General features: G+C 65.7%; 16 protein-coding genes. 7 read left to right on the forward strand and 9 right to left on the reverse strand.

What is annotated here, in order from left to right:
* Nucleotides 1-3: 3 nt before the first annotated feature.
* On the forward strand, nucleotides 4-1800 hold the full coding sequence (selB, locus tag FB478_RS01590) for a selenocysteine-specific translation elongation factor (RefSeq protein WP_144599681.1): 1797 nt from the start codon (nucleotides 4-6) through the stop codon (nucleotides 1798-1800).
* Here the strand turns inward: selB and FB478_RS01595 are convergent.
* Nucleotides 1797-2675: a CPBP family intramembrane glutamic endopeptidase gene (locus FB478_RS01595; RefSeq protein WP_018771019.1), complete on the reverse strand. Its 879-nt coding sequence runs from the start codon at nucleotides 2673-2675 to the stop codon at nucleotides 1797-1799. The genes selB and FB478_RS01595 overlap by 4 nt on opposite strands.
* Nucleotides 2676-2904: 229 nt before the next feature.
* Between FB478_RS01595 and FB478_RS01600 the strand changes: the two genes are divergently transcribed.
* Nucleotides 2905-3387 (forward strand): hypothetical protein, encoded by a 483-nt coding sequence (locus tag FB478_RS01600; protein WP_056390133.1) that lies wholly within the window; start codon nucleotides 2905-2907, stop codon nucleotides 3385-3387.
* An 82-nt stretch (nucleotides 3388-3469) separates the two neighbouring features.
* Here FB478_RS01600 and FB478_RS01605 read toward each other — a convergent pair whose 3' ends face one another.
* The 5 genes from FB478_RS01605 to FB478_RS01625 form a co-directional block, all read right to left on the reverse strand.
* Nucleotides 3470-4267 carry a sugar phosphate isomerase/epimerase family protein gene (locus FB478_RS01605; protein WP_144599682.1) on the reverse strand — a complete coding sequence of 266 codons (798 nt, stop codon included), beginning with the start codon at nucleotides 4265-4267 and terminating at the stop codon, nucleotides 3470-3472.
* On the reverse strand, nucleotides 4264-5334 hold the full coding sequence (locus tag FB478_RS01610) for a zinc-binding alcohol dehydrogenase (RefSeq protein WP_144599683.1): 1071 nt from the start codon (nucleotides 5332-5334) through the stop codon (nucleotides 4264-4266). Before FB478_RS01610 ends, FB478_RS01605 begins: the two co-directional genes overlap by 4 nt.
* A gap of 619 nt (nucleotides 5335-5953) precedes the next feature.
* The gene (locus FB478_RS01615) at nucleotides 5954-6187 is read right to left on the reverse strand and encodes a hypothetical protein (protein WP_261377334.1); all 234 of its coding nucleotides are present in this window, start codon (nucleotides 6185-6187) and stop codon (nucleotides 5954-5956) included.
* On the reverse strand, nucleotides 6184-7236 hold the full coding sequence (gene bioB, locus FB478_RS01620; RefSeq protein WP_144599684.1) for a biotin synthase BioB: 1053 nt from the start codon (nucleotides 7234-7236) through the stop codon (nucleotides 6184-6186). Before bioB ends, FB478_RS01615 begins: the two co-directional genes overlap by 4 nt.
* A 45-nt stretch (nucleotides 7237-7281) precedes the next feature.
* Nucleotides 7282-7785: a hypothetical protein gene (locus tag FB478_RS01625; RefSeq protein WP_223995009.1), complete on the reverse strand. Its 504-nt coding sequence runs from the start codon at nucleotides 7783-7785 to the stop codon at nucleotides 7282-7284.
* Between the two features lie 352 nt (nucleotides 7786-8137).
* Here FB478_RS01625 and FB478_RS01630 point away from each other — a divergent pair, with 352 nt between their 5' ends.
* Complete coding sequence (locus FB478_RS01630) at nucleotides 8138-8335, forward strand: hypothetical protein (RefSeq protein WP_134165398.1); 198 nt, start codon at nucleotides 8138-8140, stop codon at nucleotides 8333-8335.
* A 9-nt stretch (nucleotides 8336-8344) separates the two neighbouring features.
* Here the strand turns inward: FB478_RS01630 and FB478_RS01635 are convergent, their stop codons facing one another.
* Nucleotides 8345-8860 carry a nucleoside kinase gene (locus FB478_RS01635; RefSeq protein WP_144599685.1) on the reverse strand — a complete coding sequence of 172 codons (516 nt, stop codon included), beginning with the start codon at nucleotides 8858-8860 and terminating at the stop codon, nucleotides 8345-8347.
* 121 nt (nucleotides 8861-8981) lie between these two features.
* Here FB478_RS01635 and FB478_RS01640 point away from each other — a divergent pair, with 121 nt between their 5' ends.
* A complete protein-coding gene (locus tag FB478_RS01640) occupies nucleotides 8982-9734 on the forward strand; it encodes a lytic transglycosylase domain-containing protein (protein ID WP_018771012.1) in 753 nt (250 codons plus the stop codon).
* A gap of 75 nt (nucleotides 9735-9809) precedes the next feature.
* Here the strand turns inward: FB478_RS01640 and FB478_RS01645 are convergent, their stop codons facing one another.
* Both FB478_RS01645 and FB478_RS01650 read right to left on the reverse strand, forming a co-directional pair.
* Nucleotides 9810-10976: a cytochrome P450 gene (locus FB478_RS01645; protein ID WP_144599686.1), complete on the reverse strand. Its 1167-nt coding sequence runs from the start codon at nucleotides 10974-10976 to the stop codon at nucleotides 9810-9812.
* Nucleotides 10977-11177: 201 nt separating this feature from the next.
* Nucleotides 11178-13250, reverse strand: a complete 2073-nt coding sequence (locus FB478_RS01650) for an acyltransferase family protein (protein ID WP_144599687.1) — start codon at nucleotides 13248-13250, stop codon at nucleotides 11178-11180.
* A 273-nt stretch (nucleotides 13251-13523) separates the two neighbouring features.
* On the opposite strand from FB478_RS01650, the gene FB478_RS01655 reads away from it, so the two are divergent.
* The 3 genes from FB478_RS01655 to FB478_RS01665 all read left to right on the forward strand — a co-directional run bounded on the left by FB478_RS01655 (nucleotide 13524) and on the right by FB478_RS01665 (nucleotide 17271).
* On the forward strand, nucleotides 13524-14099 hold the full coding sequence (locus FB478_RS01655) for a hypothetical protein (RefSeq protein WP_134165394.1): 576 nt from the start codon (nucleotides 13524-13526) through the stop codon (nucleotides 14097-14099).
* 43 nt (nucleotides 14100-14142) lie between these two features.
* Complete coding sequence (locus FB478_RS01660) at nucleotides 14143-16278, forward strand: bifunctional polysaccharide deacetylase/glycosyltransferase family 2 protein (RefSeq protein ID WP_261377335.1); 2136 nt, start codon at nucleotides 14143-14145, stop codon at nucleotides 16276-16278.
* A 99-nt stretch (nucleotides 16279-16377) separates the two neighbouring features.
* A complete protein-coding gene (locus tag FB478_RS01665) occupies nucleotides 16378-17271 on the forward strand; it encodes an SMP-30/gluconolactonase/LRE family protein (RefSeq protein WP_134165392.1) in 894 nt (297 codons plus the stop codon).

Consider the following 17271-nt stretch of genomic DNA (forward strand, 5'->3'; position numbering starts at 1 on the left):
ACCGTGCACGTCGTTGCCACGGCCGGTCACGTCGATTCCGGCAAGAGCACCCTTGTCCGCGCCCTTACCGGCATGGAGCCGGACCGCTGGGAAGAAGAACGGCGCCGCGGGCTGACCATCGACCTGGGTTACGCCTGGACCACGTTGCCGTCCGGGCAGGACGTTGCGTTCGTCGACGTCCCCGGCCACGAGCGTTTCCTGGGCAACATGCTTGCCGGCATCGGACCCGCGCCGGTGGTGTGTTTCGTCGTCGCCGCCGACGAAGGCTGGCAGGCCCAGTCGAGTGACCACCGGGACGCCGTGGCGGCGCTGGGCATCGAGCACGGCGTGGTGGTCCTCAGCCGCGCGGACCGGGCGTCCAGCCAGCGGGTGGCGGACGTCCTGGCACGCACCCGGGTGGAGCTGGCCGGGACTGGTCTGAGGGATGCCCCGGCCGTTGCCGTGTCCGCCATCGACGGCACCGGCCTGGCTGAGCTGCGTTCAGCGCTCGACGGCGTCCTGGCCAGTGTGCCCCAACCCGCCATAGATGGGCGGGTCCGGCTGTGGGTGGACCGGTCGTTCACGATCACCGGTTCCGGCACCGTGGTGACCGGAACGCTGGCCGCAGGAACGATCGTCCAGGGGGACCGGCTGGGCCTCTTTGGTCACCTTGGTTCCCGGTCCGTCGTCGTCCGTGGCCTGCAAAGCCGCGACACCTCGTACACCTCGGTGGCGCCAGTCAGCCGTGTGGCCCTCAACCTGCGCGACGTTTCCGCCACGGACATCCGGCGCGGTGATGCGCTGCTCACCCCCGATGCCTGGCCCACCACCGGCGTCGTGGGCATCCAACGGACCACCGGTGTGGGGTATACGGATGTGCCGGAGCAGCTCATGGTCCATGTTGGCACCGCGTCCGTGCCGGCCAGGCTGCGTCCTTTCGGCGCCGACCACGCCAGGCTCGTCCTTGACAGGCACCTGCCTCTCGTCCTGGGCGACCGGCTGGTGCTTCGCGACCCCGGAAGCCGCTCTGTGCTGGGCGGGGCACGCATCCTCGACGCCGATCCACCGGCCTTGCGGCGGCGCGGAGACGGCGCCCACTGGGCCCAGCGGCTTGCGGCCATGGACCCGGCGGGCGACGTGCTGGGGGAGGTGGCAGCCCGCAAAGCCGTGCAGGTGGAGCATCTGCGCCGGCTCGGGCTGTTGTCCGGGCAGGACCCGGAAGGGCCGCCCGGCGTGCAGGTCATCGACGACTGGTGGGTGCACGCTCCTGTCCTTGAGGCCTGGCAGCACCAGCTTCGCAACGCAGTCCAGGCGCTGCAGGAATCCGATCCCTTGGCGCCGGGCCTTTCCATGGGGGCAGCCCGCAACCTGCTTCGCCTGCCCGACGAGAAGCTGCTTTCCCATGTCATCCGTGGGGCCGCCCTGGAACAGGACGCAGGCCACATCCGGCTGCCCGGCAGCCGGGGCCACCTTGGCCCCATCGAACCGGCAATTGCCGAGCTGGAGCGCAGGCTCACCACGCATACGTTCCAGGCCCCGGAATCCGAGGAGCTGGCCGCGCTGGGTTTGGGCACGCGGGAGCTGGCTGCTGCAGAACGCTCGGGCCGCCTGCTAAGGCTGCGTGACGGCGTGGTGCTGCTGCCAACGGCGCCGGCCCTTGCGATGCGAACCCTAGCCGGCCTGGAGCAGCCCTTTACCACCAGCCAGGCGCGCCAAGCCCTCGGAACGACGCGCCGGATAGCGGTTCCACTGCTGGAACACCTCGATTCGCGGGGGTGGACCCAGCGGTTGGACGCAGGCCACCGCAAGGTGGTGCGCTAAGGGTTTGCGTCCCGAAGTCGACGGGCTTTGACGAGGAAGACAACCGCAACAATCGTCCAGAATGCAGCACCCCAAAGCAGTGCCGGCATCAGGACCGCCATTCCGGTCGCCGTACCTGATGCCATGAAAGAGTTGATGAACGCCCCTGCCGAAAGCGGCGCGTGCATGAGCATCGCCAGCGGGAGGCTCCCTGTCCGGTCGTAGACCCACACCATCAGCACCCGGAATGGGGGCAGCCAGGCAAACAGGAACACCGCCACGATAACCGCGTTTGGCATAGCTCCTGAAGGGTCAGTGCTGTCCGCGAACATCGGGTAGTGCCAGGTTCCCCACAGCAGGGCCATGATGAGGCCAGTCAAAAGAATGCCGTAACGCCTACGGAGCCTGGGCAGGGCAAAGCCCGTCCAGCCAAGCTCTTCCAGGATGCCGACCGCGAGCCCGACCAGGAGGCCGCCCAGGATAATGGCCGCTGTCCCCTCCAGTGTGGTCGTGCCCGCGTAGTAACCCGGAAACATCATCGAGACCAAGGCCGCCGTCGTAGCCATGACGATCGGGCCAGTAAGAAGGGCGAAAAGGTACCACCGGGGGCCCACCCGCCATTGGCGCAGCCGGGTCCCGAGTTCCCGAAGCCCTGTTCGGCCGTATAGAAGGGCGGTAAGGGAAACGCCGGCTGCGGCGGGCCCTGCCGGGAGCGCCGCCGCGGCCCAGGTTACGGTTAGGTGCCCTGCACTGAGAATGGCAGCCATTCCGCCCCAGGAGATGAAAAATGCGAGGAGGTAGAAAACAGGCAAGGGATGGCGCCTCGTGAACGAGGAGAACCCCTTGCCGGCGGCGCCCGAAACGAGCGGCACTCCGGGCTGTGGTTGCGTTGTCATGGGGACCCTCCTGCCTGACCAAACGCGCGCCCGCCGGTGACCCGGGAGCTGCTACCCCCAACTCCCAGCGTGATAGCGCAGGCAATGGCGGAGTAGGGGCTTTGGTCATGGCACCCTGTACCTCTGGAGCGCCGGGACGCCCCGGATACCTGTCTTGGTTCCAAAGACCCTGTTTGGGCACTTCTTCGCGCCCTAGTCTGTCGTCATCCATTACATCAAGGAGGCATCCATGCGCAGAGCAGCAATGACTGAAACCGAGCGGGTCCATCATCTCTCCGAGAACCTCATGGGCCAGCTGGCCAGAGGCAGGGAATGGGCCACGCCTGGTGTGCAGGCTGCGCTTCAGCGGGCGGTGGCCGGGCTGGATGCAGGCATCGAGACCGCTTCTCCCCGCCTCCAGGCGCTGTTGCGCCGGTTGGCCGATGAGCTTGCCGGGGGTGTGGAGACACTGACGCCACGGGTCCAGGGACAGCTTAAGCGCGTTGGCCCGAAACCGGCCGCACGAGCCAAGAGACGCGGCCCGGTGAGGTCCCGGCAGCCGGCCTTCCGGGTGTGGTGGTGGATCGCAGGGCTCGCAGCGTTGGCAGCCGGGGCAGCAGTCTGGCGCTCAATGCAGGCGTCCAAGGAAGAGACGGTGCGTTCGGACAGTTCGCAGGACATGAGCGGTGCGGATGCGAATGTCGACGCAGATCTTGCCTCAGGACGGATGTAGGAGGGCGTTCAGCGGCGGCAAGAAAGCATCGTTCTACAAAGGCGCCGGCCACCGATGGATTATCCCCCGGAAGGCCAGCGTCTCAGAGGAAGCGTCTGAGCAGTTCCGGGACCCGGGGCAGGACCAGTTCAGGGGGACCGGAAAGCCGGGACTCGAGGGCCACTGTTCCCTGGTACCCCATGGCCTTGAGGGCGGCGCCGATCCGAGCCCAGTCGATGTTGCCGGCGCCCGGTTCCAGTCGATTGGAGTCGCTGGCCTGGACGTGGCCGACGAAAGCGCCCGCTGCCTCCAGGGCCGCTGCGGGATCTGCTTCTTCAATGTTCATGTGATAGGTGTCTGCGGCAAGCTTGACCGAACCGAGTCCGACTTTCCGCAGCAGTTCCACGCCCTGGGCGAGTGTGTTGACCATGTGGTCTTCGTACCGGTTCAAGGGTTCCAGGTACAGTTCTACGCCTTCGCGCGCGGCGTGCCCGCCAAGTTGACCGAGAACATCAACAAGCACGGCCGTGTCCTCCTCCTGGGTTCGCGGCGGAATGAACGGGGGAAGGCGTTTTGAAAACATGCCGTAGGAGGCCGGGGTTACGGCGCCCCGGCCCCCCAGCTCGGCCATGACACTTAGCTGGGATCGAAGTTGAACCACGGCGTCCCGACGGAGGGCCTCGTCAAAGTCTCCGATGAAGTGAAGCATGTCCACGCATACGGTGGGCATGACCACTCCGTTCTTCCGTGCGCGCCGAAGCTCGGACAGACGGTTCTGGAAACCCAGGTCGCCTTGGGCGCGGAGCTCAATTCCGTCGAAGCCCCAGGCAACGGCTCTCTCAAATTTCTCCTCCAGGCAGCTACCGGGCAGGTGCTGCTCTTGTACGGTGAGCGGGATCATCGGAACTCCAAAACTGTCTGAAGGGCAGACTCGGGATTGATATCCAACAGCTCGTAGGCCTTGGCAGCATCTGCGATGTCGAACCGGTGGGTCACCAGCGAGGCTGCATCCAGGGCGCCGGACGCGATCGAAGCGATCACTGTCTGTTCCAGGCGGGGAACGCTCCACCGGGTGCGCAGCCGGTTTGGGACCGAACCGATTTGCGAGGCGAGTATCTGGACCCGGTTGTGGTGGAACTCTTCTCCCAGGCGGAGAGGTGCCGCGCCGCCCTGGTAAAAGCCGGCAGCAACCACTGTGCCATCGGCACCCACGGCCCGCGTGGCCTCGTGGAGGGCGCGGTAGTTCCCGCTGAGTTCAATGGCGCAATCGCACCCCATGCCGCCGGTAAGTTCGCGAATCCGGGCTGCGGGATCCGGGTCCGGCGCCAAGGCTTCCTCCGCACCCCAAGCGAGTGCCTTGTTTTGGCGCACCCTGATTCCGTCAACTGCGATCACCGTCGCGCCGTTCAAAACGGCGAAGCGGGTGGCCAGCAGGCCGATGACGCCCTGGCCAAAAATGGCAACCGTCGAACCCACCCCCAGGTCAGCTGCCAGGACGGCGTTCAGGGCTATCGCTCCCACCCGCACAAATACGGCAGCGAGCGGGTCCATGCCCTCGGGCAGTTGGTGACCGGCCACGGTTTTTGCCGGCAGGATAGCCTCGGACTGGTGCCCCCAAATGCCCCAGACGGTGTCTCCGACTTTGACAGGCCGGCCGGCGTCCTTCCCCTCATCGACCGGGTCGGGCACGGCAGCAACCTCCACGACCTCTCCGACCTCCGAGTATCCCCACCCGTCCAGGGGGTAGCCAAGCCGCGGTTCACGTAGATCCTGCTGGAACAGGCGGATCCCGGGATTCCATACGGAGGTCAGGTAGGGATTAGTGCCCCGGTACGCGGTCATCTCGGTCCCGGCCGAGATACCCGAAAACAGGGTGCGGACCCGAACCTCTCCGGGCTGGAGGGCAACGCTCTGGCTCTCGATGATCTCTACTTTGCCGGGGCCTGCAAAGCGAAGAAGGCGGTACACGGCTGATCTTCCTTGATGGCGATTTGGTGCCTGGGACCATGGCGGTGCTTTCAGTATGCATGGGTCCAGCGTGGCGCTGCTTTCGAGACAGTGATCAGATGTGGGGGGTATTGCCTCGGCCCCGTGCCCGCCGCAGGCTTACCCTCCGGGGGTGTGGAGCGGCACGGTTTCGGCGCATGCGGCTGTGCCATGGCCTTGCATGAAGGTGGACCGTGGTAGACGGCGCTGATGCCACCAGGGTGGATCCGTTCCTTCGGCGGCGAAGATGGACGATCACGAGGACGGTCAGGCCGATCCAGGCGAACGCAACGCCGATGACAAGGAGCACTGTCGGAATCGTGTCCACTGCGGCACTTCCTCAGGAAGCAGGGGTTTGCTGGTTCACGTAAAGAACGGGGTCATTGGCGTGGTGCCTCTGTACCCGGACGCACCACGGGCGGTCCCATGCCATGGTGGGGTCCGGGGTGGCTGCTGACGCGCAGGATCCTGCAGCGGGTGGGGGATAGGGGTGATGTCACAGCGGCCTCCGGCTGAGCTGAAGCGGGGCCTGCTGCTGGACTTAGTTGAGGTATAGCGCGGTGCCACACCATAGTCAATAGACGTGGGCAAAGCCCCCGGCTCAGGCCACCACCACGCCGTGCCGGGAACACTCCGCTGTCCAGCCAAGCGGCGTGACCTGTACTTTCATCCGGCGCCCGCAGGCGGCGCAGTACCGCGGCGGTTCCATTGCCATGCGTTCGCCGCAGCGTTGGTGGGCGTACGACGGCGGGTGGTTGCCGCCGTCGAACGCCTCGCCGCAGTGCCCGCAAAAGTTCCCGGCGGCTGAATGCATGGAGGGAAAAGCTCTCTTCACAGCGTTTTCTGAAGTTCCTTGATGGGCATGTTGAGGCCCACGAGCAGGTTCAGGTCTGCGGTGGCAGGGCGGCCGAGGGTGGTGAGGTAGTTGCCCACGATGACGGCGTTGATGCCCCCGAGCAGGCCATCGCGGGTGCCGAGGTCGCCGAGGGTGAGTTCGCGGCCGCCGGCGTACCGAAGAACGGTGCGGGGCATGGCCAGGCGGAAGGCGGCGATGGCGCGGAGGGCGTCCTTGCCGTCCATGATGCCTTGGTTCTCCAGCGGGGTTCCAGGCCGGGGATTGAGGAAGTTGAGCGGCACTTCGTGGGGTTCCAGGGCTGCGAGCTGGGCGGCCAGTTCAGCCCTCTGCTCCAGGCTTTCACCCATTCCGATAAGGGCGCCGCAGCACAGTTCCATGCCGGCGTCCTTGACCATGGCGCAGGTCTGCAGCCGTTCCTCATAGGTGTGGGTGGTGACGACTTCGGGGAAGTAGCTGCGTGCCGTTTCCAGGTTGTGGTTGTAGCGGTGCACCCCCCACTCCTTGAGCTGGTCCACTTGGCGCTGCGTCAGCATGCCCAGCGAGCAGGCGATGTTGATGTCCACTTCCTGGGTGATGCGGTCGATGGCGAACTTGATCTGGTTCATCAACTTGATGTCGGGCCCCCGGACGGCAGCGACGATGCAGAACTCCGTGGCCCCGGTGGCGGCTGTCTCCTTGGCGGCCTTGACCAGTTCCGGGATATCCAGCCACACGCCACGGACGGGGGAGTCAAAGAGACCGGACTGGCTGCAGAAATGGCAGTCCTCCGGGCAGCCGCCGGTCTTGATGGAGATAATGCCCTCTACCTCCACTTCCTCCCCGCAGTGGCGGAGCCGTACCTGGTGGGCCAATTCAAGGGCGCTTGGAAGTGCCTCATCCGGGAGCCGGAGGACCTCTTCGAGCTGGGCCTGGTTCAGGCCGATGCCGTCCCCGAGAACCTGCCGGCGGGCGGTTTCCAGGATTGCGTAGCCTCCGCCCGCGGTGGTCCCGGTGCTGCCGGCGCTGGGAAGGTTTGCCTGGATGGTCATTAATTGGTCCTTTGCGTCTACATGGAATATGCCTCACAGCAGACGCTAGTTCTCCCTGGGCGACTCGATTTTGGAGGAGTCCAACAAAGAATCCGGTGACGGGCCCAACGATGACGCGCCGGGACCGGTGACACGTACTCCGCCCACCGCCCCTGTCCACGGCGTATCGCCCGGAACGGGCAGCACCAGATGCGCAAAAACGTACCCCTGCTCAAGTGGGAGGACCCTGGACGTGGCCCCTGCGCACTTCAGGCACAGCTCCACCGGCTGAAAGGGGGCGCCGGGATGTTCCTGCCCCACGGAGACCACAGCGCCGGAACCACCCACGCAGGCTACGGTGACGGTGTACAGCCCAGCCGCCGGCACCTTCGCCATCGTGCCAAACCCCCTGACGGGGCCATCCAGGGGTCCCTCCTCGAAAAGGAGCGCAGGCCCGGGTACTGCCTTAAGAAGCCGGTCCAGCTCAGCATAGTTTCCCACCTCGCGCTCCAGGACGAGCGGGTCAACGTAGGGGGCAGGGGAATCAGCGACTGGGGACGGGCTCGCCATGGGACTCTGCACAGTCTCTTTGTACTCATACGCGCAGCCGGCGGTTCCCCAGGCCACAATCGGCAAGCAAAGGGTGAAAGCAAGACCACGCTGCCTGTCCTTCATTCCCACCTTTCCATGGTCGCCATGGCCGCGGTTCAAGGCAATGGTCCGGTCACTGGCAGCACCTTCGCGGCGGGAGGCCGTGGGGGTTCTTGGTCGACAGCCGACAATGAAGCCAAGCTCAAGATTGAAACAATAAATCCCTGTAGTGGACAAAATATCTTCCCCGTGGCCGCAGGGCTTCCTAAAGTGGCCGTACAGCTACGACTTGGGGGACAGTCCCCCAATTGACCAGGCCAAGGGGGGCCGCATGAGCACAAGCAATCCGCCGGCCGCCAAGGACGAACATACGGTGACGCGGCCGGTGCCCGCTCCACCTGTGGGGCCCTTGGCAAGACCCAGCACGGTTCAACAGACCTCGCGTTCCAGCAGGCGGGAACATGAGGTACAGCGCCTGATCCGCGACCTTGCCGTCCTTGCAGACAACCATCGCGCGCAGGTTTCGTAAACCGCCTGCTTAGCTCCCGGAACCTGTTCCGGTCCTGTGGAGGATGCCATCCACCACGCTCTGGAGTGGTGCAGTAGCGTCGATCGCAATGGCACCGGACGGGATTTCTTCCCGTGTTCCGTGAAGGCGTTCTATGAGCTTCCGTTCAGCCTGGCGCCCTCCCCACTCGTCCTTTGGGCGCGCATCAAGCCGCCGGCGAAGCGTTTCGAGGTCCACCTCAAGAACGAACACCGCGTCAAAAAGCTCAATGAACTTTGAGAGATTCCTGGATCCGCCGCAGAAGAACGTCACCGCCTCCCGCCGGTCTTCGGTGAGGGCCTTCACGTCGTCCACCCTCCAGAGATGGTGATGGTGCACGGAGACGCCGGTGATGCCGGCGAGTGGTTCACCGGTCTCAGGATCGCCTTGATAGGCCAGTTCGCGGTCACCGTTGATTGCGTGATAACCGCGCCGGCGCAACTCGTCGCAGACAGCGGTCTTGCCGGTTCCTGAGCCGCCTTCGATGAGGTAGTTCTTCCTGCCCATGCCTGATGGTACCGATACTGCGTGCTGAAGAAGATGGATCCGACGATGTTCCCGGGCGCTGCATGGTGGGTTGGGAACCGGCTCGTCCTTCAGCCCTCGCGGTTGATGGTTTGATTAGTCAGTGCTCCGTGTAAAACGCTTTGTTGTTTTCAGCCTGTTTGTCGTTTGCATCAGCACTGCTGTCTCCTTCTGGCTCATCCGGCAGCCGGGCGCGGACGCCCGGGTGGCCTTTTCCGCACCGCCGCGGGCAGGGGCAACTTTCGCACTCGGCCCCGCCGGCATCGACACCGCCGTCAACGTAACACGCAGCCCGGACGCCCAGTGGCTGCTGGAGGCTTCCACCCAGACCGGTATCCCTGCCCGGGCCCTGCGGGCCTACGTTGGTGCCGCCGCCACGGCCAATGACGCCACCCCGATGTGTCGAATCGGCTGGAATACTCTGGCTGCTGTCGGCTTCGTCGAATCAGCCCATGGAACCTATGGCGGCGGCCGCCTGGACAGCAACGGCCATGCGAGCGGGCCCATCGTGGGACCAAGCCTTAACGGCGATGGATTCGCCGCCATCGCGGATACGGATGGCGGCGCCCTTGACGACGACGCCCGGTGGGACCACGCGGTGGGGCCGATGCAGTTCATTCCCTCCACGTGGCGGCTTGCAGGAAGGGACGGGAACGGGGACGGAACAGCGGACCCGTCCAACATCGACGACGCCGCCCTCAGCGCGGCCACATATTTGTGCGCCCACGGCCGGGACCTCACAACCCCGCAGGGGTGGGCAGACGCCATCCACTCCTACAACCAGTCCGATGCCTACATCCGTCAGGTGCGGGCCCAGGCGACCGCTTACGCCGCAGAAACGGGCACCCCCGAATGATGCCGGGCGGCTGGCGGTCGCAGTGCCGGCTTCAGGTGCATACGGGGTCTCCCCGTGGACTCGGCCGTCCGTGCGTCAGGCAGGCTGCCACCTGACGGGAAGTGCCTTCAGTCCGTAAACGATGGTGCTTTCCATCCGCTCCAGTTGCGCTTCATGAGCCAAGGAGAGCCCAGGCAAGCGGGCCAGCAGTGCCTCCAGCGCAATCCTGGCCTCCAGTCGGGCAAGGGGCGCGCCGAGGCAAAAGTGGATGCCGTGGCCGAACGCCAGATGACGGTTGGGGTTGCGGTCAATGTCGAACTCCGCCGGCCGCTCGAATTGCTGCCCGTCGCGGTTGGCGGACCCGATCCAGGCAACAACCGGTGCCCCGGCCGGGATTCGCTGATCGCCCAAAATCGTCTCGGCCACCGTCACCCGGTACATGGACTGGACCGGCGACCGGAACCGCAGTACCTCTTCGAGGGTTTGGGGAAGCAGGGCCGGCTCCTTAAGGACACGCTCGAGAGAGCCCGGCGACTCAGACAAACATAGAACGGCGTTGCCGATCAGGTTGGTGGTGGTCTCATTGCCGGCGACGAGCAGCAGGCTGCAGAAGCCGAGCAGTTCAGGGACCGTGAGCTTTTGGCCGTCAATCTCGGCAGACAGCAGGCTGCTGATCAGGTCCCTGCCGGGGCGGCTCCTGCGTTGGTCGATGAGGGCCAGGAAGTATTCGACCATCTCTGAGGCGGTTGCGTCCTGCCCGTCGCTGGCCGGGCCAGTGCGGGTTTGGCTGACAATCACGTCGGACCATTGCTTGAAACGCTCGCGGTCCTCCGCCGGGATGCCCATGAGCTCGGAAATCACGATGACCGGCAGCGGGTACGCCAATTCCTTGATCAGGTCACCGCTCCCGCGGGCCGCGATCCCCTCCAGGAGTTCGTCCGTGAGGCCGGCGATACGTGGAGCCAGCGCGTCAACGGCCTTTGGCGTGAAAGCCTGTGTCACCAGGGAGCGCAGCTGCCGGTGCCTCGGGGGATCGGCGGTGATGAGGCTTGAGGCGAAGAGCTGGCCGGAGCCGGACGGATTTTCACCGCCCATGCGGGATGAGAACGTAGCGTGCTCGGACAGCACCCGCTGAACATCGTCATACCGGAACACGTGCCAGCTCCCCGATTGGCCGTCCTGGAAGACAGGAGCGGCTGCACGCATTTGTTCGTAGTGGGGAAAGGGGTCGAGCGGATAATCAGCAGCCTGTGTGACGTCCATGGTGGCCTCTCTGCCTCCTTGGCGCTCCCGGGGGCACGGCGGGCGCCAAGGCCTCAAACGACTGAGCGTGGAACCTTGATCCTAACCAAAGCCTGCGCCTGGGTCATCAGTCCGGCCGTCGAAATCCCTTGCCGTTACTGAAGTCTGGCTGTCAGCGGGCCCCGCCGCCGTCTGTGGGATTGCCGGAACCGCAACAGACACCTACCCCAGGCGTAAGGCGACGGCGAGGTCCGGTCCCAGTGACTTCGCGAAGGTATTGGTCATGTGGTTGTCCCGATAGACCAAGACGTTCCCGATGACAGCCGGGCAAAGGCCGTCCCGGCAAAAGAGCCTGGAGAGGTCAACAATTTCAATGCCTCCAACCCGGCGGGCCGCCCCCACAAGCGCGTCATCCCCGCCCGCAAGGGCCTCCGAGGCAGGCGTGGCGCAAGCGCCGTGGTCGGCATACTTTTGAATGCATTCCACCGGGTTGCCCTGTGGATACGGCAGGTCCGCGACGACCGCGACCCGCAGTCCCGCAGCACGCAGCCGGGAAAGGGTCTGAACATAACCCTCGACAAGCGGGGCATCCGGCGCCCAGGACCACCCAAGAGCCTTTTTGTAACCGGGCTCGCGCATCCCGGCAACCAGGACGAGGTCCGGTTTTCCTGCCGCGATTCTTTCGGCTGTTACGGAATTTTGGTTCGAACAGTTGGCGTAGAGGGTGGTCTCGGACCGCGGCGGAGTCAAGGCAAACGGGCAGCCGTTCCGCACCAGGGCGTGGATTCTCAGCGGGATCTTCCGGGATACGGCAATGAGGGGGTCAACAAACTGGCCGGCGTGTGAATCCCCGACAACCACAACAACAGGCGCATCCTGCTGTGCCACCGAACCGAACCAGCAATCAGTGTCAGGCACCACGGCGGGGTCGTAAACGCCGCAGGCCCCGGCGCTGGTGGCAGGTACATCCTGCATGGCGACCGAGGGATCAGGGCGGATGGGGAGGCCGGCAGGTACCGGCGCGGGGCGGGTGGACCACGCCTGGGCGCCGGGGTAATCGTGGTCCGACAGTTCGGTCGACAGTTGTGCGCGCTTAATCTCAATTACCTGCCACGGCGCCCACGCTGCAACGGACACCACCATCGCGCCGCACAGCGCCATCGCGTAAGTCCGGCGGTACACGCTCCAGCCAGCATGCCCTGAGCGGTGCCGGAAGCGTTGTTCCACCAGGTGGTAGGAGGCTACGGCGAGGACAAGACTGAGCAGGGCGAGAAGCAGCGCTTCCCTGATGCGTGGCGCGCGGCCCAAGAGCGCGACAGCGAAAACGATGACGGGCCAGTGCCACAGATACAGGGAATACGACACGTCTCCGACGAGCGTCATGGGCCGGATGGCAAGGAACCTGGAAGCGGACCACGGAACGGCTGATGATGGAGGGCCAGTGCGCAAGAGGATGGCGGTCCCGAGTACTGGGATGCCGGCGATGCTGCCGGGGAAGGCAATGTCAGTACTGAAGAGAAAAGCGGGGACGACGATGGCAGAGACGCCCAGCCACCCGCTGACCGCCGCAAGCCGGCCGGACGGTTTCGGCAGTGCCGGCAGGAGAGCGGCGAGCCCGCCGACGGCGAGTTCCCAGATCCTCGTCGTCGTGGCAAAGTACGCGATGGTGTGTTCATGGTCGCTCAGGTAGATGCTGTAGACGAACGACGCCAGGGCAGTCACGGACAACGCCGGGACGATGAAGCGGCCGGGCGGCTTGCCTGTGGCGAGCGCCGCGGAGATCAGGCCAAGGAAGAAGAACGGGATGACGAGGTAGAACTGCTCCTCGACGGCAAGGGACCAGAAGTGCTGAAGGGGAGACACTTCCTGCGTTGCGCCGGCGTATGAGACTGCGGACAGGGCCTGATGCCAGTTTTGTACCTGGAGCAGCGAGAACAGTACATCGGAGGAGATGTTCTGCCAGCGGCTTTGGGCAAGCAGCAGCATTGCCCCGGCCAGGACTGCAACCAAAACAACGGCCGACGCCGGAAAGAGGCGGCGGATGCGCCGTGCGTAGAACTCGGGAACGGAGATTGACGCGTTCTTTGACGCTTCCCTGGCAAGGGAGCCGATGATGAGGAAGCCCGAGACGACGAAGAACACGTCGACTCCTACGAACCCGCCCGGGAGGGCTTCAGGCCGAAGATGGTAGATGACGACGATCCCAACGGCCAGTGCGCGGAGGCCCTGGATGTCCCGTCTGGCCCCAAAGCCGTTGGTGCCGTGCGCCCGGACCTTAGCCGCGGCATGCCTCATTGCTTCCCCTTGTATTCTGCTGTCAACCTCCGCCCTTTAGCGGGTATCGAGGCGAGTGGGACTCGCCGAGAGGGGATTCTATCCGACACCAATGCCATGGTTGTGGCACTCGAACGCCGTTTTCGTTTTGACCGGCCAAAGTGGTGCCCGCCTTTGCCGGCGCCGGGGTGGAATGGTGACGGCCCGCCCCTGGATTTCCACCCCGCCGTTGGCCAGGGGCCGGGGGCCCGGGTTTTGTGGTAGCCAATCCGGGTCCCCTAAGGTTGATGCTCGATGAAAGCCCCTGAGAAGACTTCCGATCAGCTGCCCGCAGGTTCCCCGCGCGGACCCGTTTTTGTTGATGCCTCAGGACGGCGCCTCCGGCGGGTCCAGCTGATTGGCCTGGGGGTTCTCGGGCTGGTGGCCGGATACGTCGTCCTGGTGCTTGCCGCGTTCATTGGCGGCTCCGGGGTCTCCGCGCCCTTCCTGCCCCTTCCCGCCGCGGCAGGCCCCCACGACCAGCCGTCAATTCCGCCGTCTTCACCAGCGGCTGATTCCCACACTGCCGCAGCCTTGTCCGGCCCCGCCGCTCCGCCCGTTGAGCAGTCCCCGGCGGCAGTGCCGGTGGCCCTGGCCGCCGCACCGGCCGCACCCCCGGTGGGCGGTACCGCCGTCGCGACTTCCGCCCCTGTTGCTGCTCCGGTTCCTGCTGCGTCCACTCAACCCGGACTGAGCGGGACGGCTCCCGGTGCCGCTGGAACCGCCCCCGGCTCCAGCGGGACGGCCCCGGGTACCAGCGGTGTTGCGCCGGGGTCCAGCGGTGTTGCGCCGGGCCAGGCAACGCGGCCGTCGGCCCCTTCCCGCCAGTAACATGACCCTCCGGAACAAGGGCACCAGAAACGCAAAGAGCAATGTGCCCGCGAATGTCAGGGCCCATTGGTTCGTCCTCCTGGCCACCTTGATGGCGCTGGGGCTGGCTTTGGTGGTGCAGGGATACCTGCACCACCTGGGCGGTGCCGGCGTGGACCAGGTGCCCGTGAACCAGGCCGCCGGGAATGTCCCGGATGCCGTTTCCCACGGTGGCCCGGTGCTGGATTCCCGTGGCGGGACCGTAACGTCCGTCAGGCCGCCGGACCGGACGGTCGCCCTGACGTTCGACGACGGCCCTGACGCCCTGTGGACGCCCCGCATCCTCGACGTCCTCCGGGAACACCGTGTCCATGCGACCTTCTTCGTCGTGGGCTCCGCAGCGGTGGACAACCCGGATCTTTTGCGCCGCATCGTGGCCGAAGGCCATGAAGTGGGGGTCCACACGCTGACGCACACGGACCTCGGCCCAGCTCCCGACTGGCGCCGGGAACTTGAGGTGCAGGGCGGACAGGACGCGATTGTGGGCGTCACCGGCCGGGCCGCGTCCCTGCTGCGGCCGCCCTACACCGCCGGCAACGGGGCCATTACGGACAGCATGTGGTCCGCGCTGCGGGGGCTGGCGGATGAGGGATACCTCACCGTGCTGAGCAGCATGGACAGCAAGGACTGGCAAACGCCGGGCGCCGGAGCGATCGAGGACAATCTCACGCCGTCCGGGCCGCAGGGGCAGGTGGTTCTCATGCATGACGGCGGCGGCGACAGGGAACAGACCGTCGCCGCGCTGGACTCCGCCCTCTCCCGATTCTCGGAGCAGGGGTACCGCGTCACCACGGTCGGGGATGCGGTGGGCATTGACAGCATGCGCCCCGCATCCAGCGTGGAACAGGTTCGCGGCTCTGCGTTCGTGTGGGGCATCCGCCTCAGCGACTTCGTCGTCACGGCCATCTCGTGGGGACTCGTTGCCGCCGGCGCCGTGACTTTCGTGCGCGCCGTCCTGGTGATGTTCTTCGCTGCCCGCCACAGTCGCGCAGCGCGGCGCCTCCCCACGCCTGGTCGGGGCAGGCGCCGCGTCGACGTGATGGTGGGGCCGGCGGTCATCGAACCGGTGACGGTGATTGTCCCCGCCTACAACGAGTCCGCCGGAATTGAAGCGGCGGTCCGGTCTATCCTTGCCTCCACGCATCCGGTGGAAGTCATTGTGGTGGACGACGGCTCCACCGACGGGACCGCCGACATCGTGGAGGCTCTCGGCCTGCCCGGCGTGACCGTCATCCGCAAGGAGAACGGCGGCAAACCGTCCGCCCTGAACGCCGGAATCCAGGCCGCGGGCCACGACCTTGTTGTCATGGTGGACGGTGACACCGTTTTCGAACCGAATACAGTCCGCGCCCTCATCCAGCCCTTCGCGGACCCCCGCGTGGGCGCGATCTCCGGCAACACCAAGGTGGCCAACCGGGGAGGCATCCTGGGTGCATGGCAGCACATCGAGTATGTTGTCGGGTTCAACCTCGACCGCAGGCTGTTCGACGTCGCCGAATGCATGCCCACCGTTCCCGGGGCAATTGGGGCCTTCCGGATCGAGGCCCTCCGCAACGTCGGCGGTGTCAGCGATGACACGCTCGCTGAGGACACCGACCTGACCATGGCACTGTGCCGGGACGGCTGGCGCGTGGTGTACCAGGAGGATGCCAAGGCCTGGACGGAGGCGCCCGCAACCCTCGGCGCCCTGTGGCGCCAGCGGTACCGCTGGTGCTACGGCACCCTGCAGGCTATGTGGAAGCACCGGGGGGCTGTGCTGCAAAAAGGCGCGGCCGGGAAGCTCGGCCGGCGCGGGCTCGGCTACCTGTTTGTCCTCCAGGTACTGCTTCCCCTCTTCGCGCCCGTCGTTGATGTCTTTGCCCTGTACGGCCTGATCTTCCTTGACCCCCTGCGGATCGGGGTGCTGTGGCTCCTGTTCCTGGCGGTTCAATTCCTTATGGCTGCTTACGCGTTCCGGCTCGACAGGGAACGGCTCGGCCCGCTCTGGACGCTTCCCCTGCAGCAGTTCGTCTACCGGCAGCTCATGTACCTGGTGGTCATCCAGGCCGTCGTCACAGCAGTGGCCGGAGTGCACCTTCGGTGGCACCGGATGGAAAGGTACGGCAGCCTGCGCGTCCCGCAGACCCAACGACAGGGCTAGGGTAAGTTCGGGCCTGTGGGATCCCTGGCCCCCCGGGCCGGGACCCCGTCCCCTTGCCGGCAAGCCGGCGGCAGGTACCTGGAACGCAAAGGAGCTCCATTGGCTGACGAACTAACCACGGGCCGGCTCGAGTGCCTTTTCACGGGTTCGGTCTGGGCAGAGGGCCCCGTGTGGGTGCCGTCCTCGAAAACCGTGCGGTGGAGCGACATCCCGAACAACCGCATCCTCGAGTTCAATCCCGCCACCGGGGCCACCCGGGACTACGCGGTGGGCGTCGAGTTCACCAACGGCCGCACCCTCGACGCCGACGGCAGCGTGGTCCAGTGCAGCCACGGGCAGCGCCGGGTGGAGCGCGACCGCGAAGGCATAGTGACGGGCCTGGTGGATTCCTTCGAGGGTCACCGGCTGAACTCACCCAATGACGTGGTCATCGCCCGCGATGGAAGCATCTGGTTCACGGACCCGCCCTATGGAATTCTGCCGGGGACAAGGGAAGGCCACGAGGGTGAGCAGGAATATGGTGGCTGCCATGTCTTCCGCTTCGAGCCGGATTCCGGATCGATGACGGCCGAAATCACCGACCTGGTGCACCCCAACGGGCTTGCCTTCTCGCCCGACGAGTCCGTTCTTTACGTCGCGGATACGGCCGGTTCCCGCTATGGCGTTCCGCTGCGGATCGCAACGTACAACGTCCATGAGGGACGCTGCAGCGCCAGGACGGGGACGCTCGAGCTTGAGGACGGCCACCCGGCCGACGGCCTCAGGGTGGACGTCGAAGGCAGGATCTGGACCTCCGCCGGCCCGTCCATAAGGGTCTACTCACCGTCCTTCGAACTCCTGGACACCCTCCCAGTGCCCGAGACGGTCTCGAACCTGTGCTTTGGCGGTTCCGACGGCCAAGACCTCTACATCACGGCAACCACAAGCCTGTACCGGATCCGTACCACCACCAGGGACGCGGCTGCCCGCCACTTTCCGCCCCATAACCACTGA

Origin of the sequence: Arthrobacter sp. AG367, assembly GCF_007828995.1 — a bacterium.
Lineage (GTDB): Bacteria > Actinomycetota > Actinomycetes > Actinomycetales > Micrococcaceae > Arthrobacter.

Excerpts from the sequence above, each read along its gene's own strand:
- FB478_RS01655 (WP_134165394.1), top strand. The coding sequence starts at position 13,524 with ATGAAAGCCCCTGAGAAGACTTCCGATCAGCTGCCCGCAGGTTCCCCG.
- bioB (WP_144599684.1), bottom strand. The coding sequence starts at position 7,236 with ATGACCATCCAGGCAAACCTTCCCAGCGCCGGCAGCACCGGGACCACC.
- FB478_RS01645 (WP_144599686.1), bottom strand. The coding sequence starts at position 10,976 with ATGGACGTCACACAGGCTGCTGATTATCCGCTCGACCCCTTTCCCCAC.
- FB478_RS01605 (WP_144599682.1), bottom strand. The coding sequence starts at position 4,267 with ATGATCCCGCTCACCGTACAAGAGCAGCACCTGCCCGGTAGCTGCCTG.
- FB478_RS01630 (WP_134165398.1), top strand. The coding sequence starts at position 8,138 with ATGAGCACAAGCAATCCGCCGGCCGCCAAGGACGAACATACGGTGACG.
- FB478_RS01635 (WP_144599685.1), bottom strand. The coding sequence starts at position 8,860 with ATGGGCAGGAAGAACTACCTCATCGAAGGCGGCTCAGGAACCGGCAAG.
- FB478_RS01625 (WP_223995009.1), bottom strand. The coding sequence starts at position 7,785 with ATGGCGAGCCCGTCCCCAGTCGCTGATTCCCCTGCCCCCTACGTTGAC.
- FB478_RS01650 (WP_144599687.1), bottom strand. The coding sequence starts at position 13,250 with ATGAGGCATGCCGCGGCTAAGGTCCGGGCGCACGGCACCAACGGCTTT.
- FB478_RS01595 (WP_018771019.1), bottom strand. The coding sequence starts at position 2,675 with ATGACAACGCAACCACAGCCCGGAGTGCCGCTCGTTTCGGGCGCCGCC.
- FB478_RS01600 (WP_056390133.1), top strand. The coding sequence starts at position 2,905 with ATGCGCAGAGCAGCAATGACTGAAACCGAGCGGGTCCATCATCTCTCC.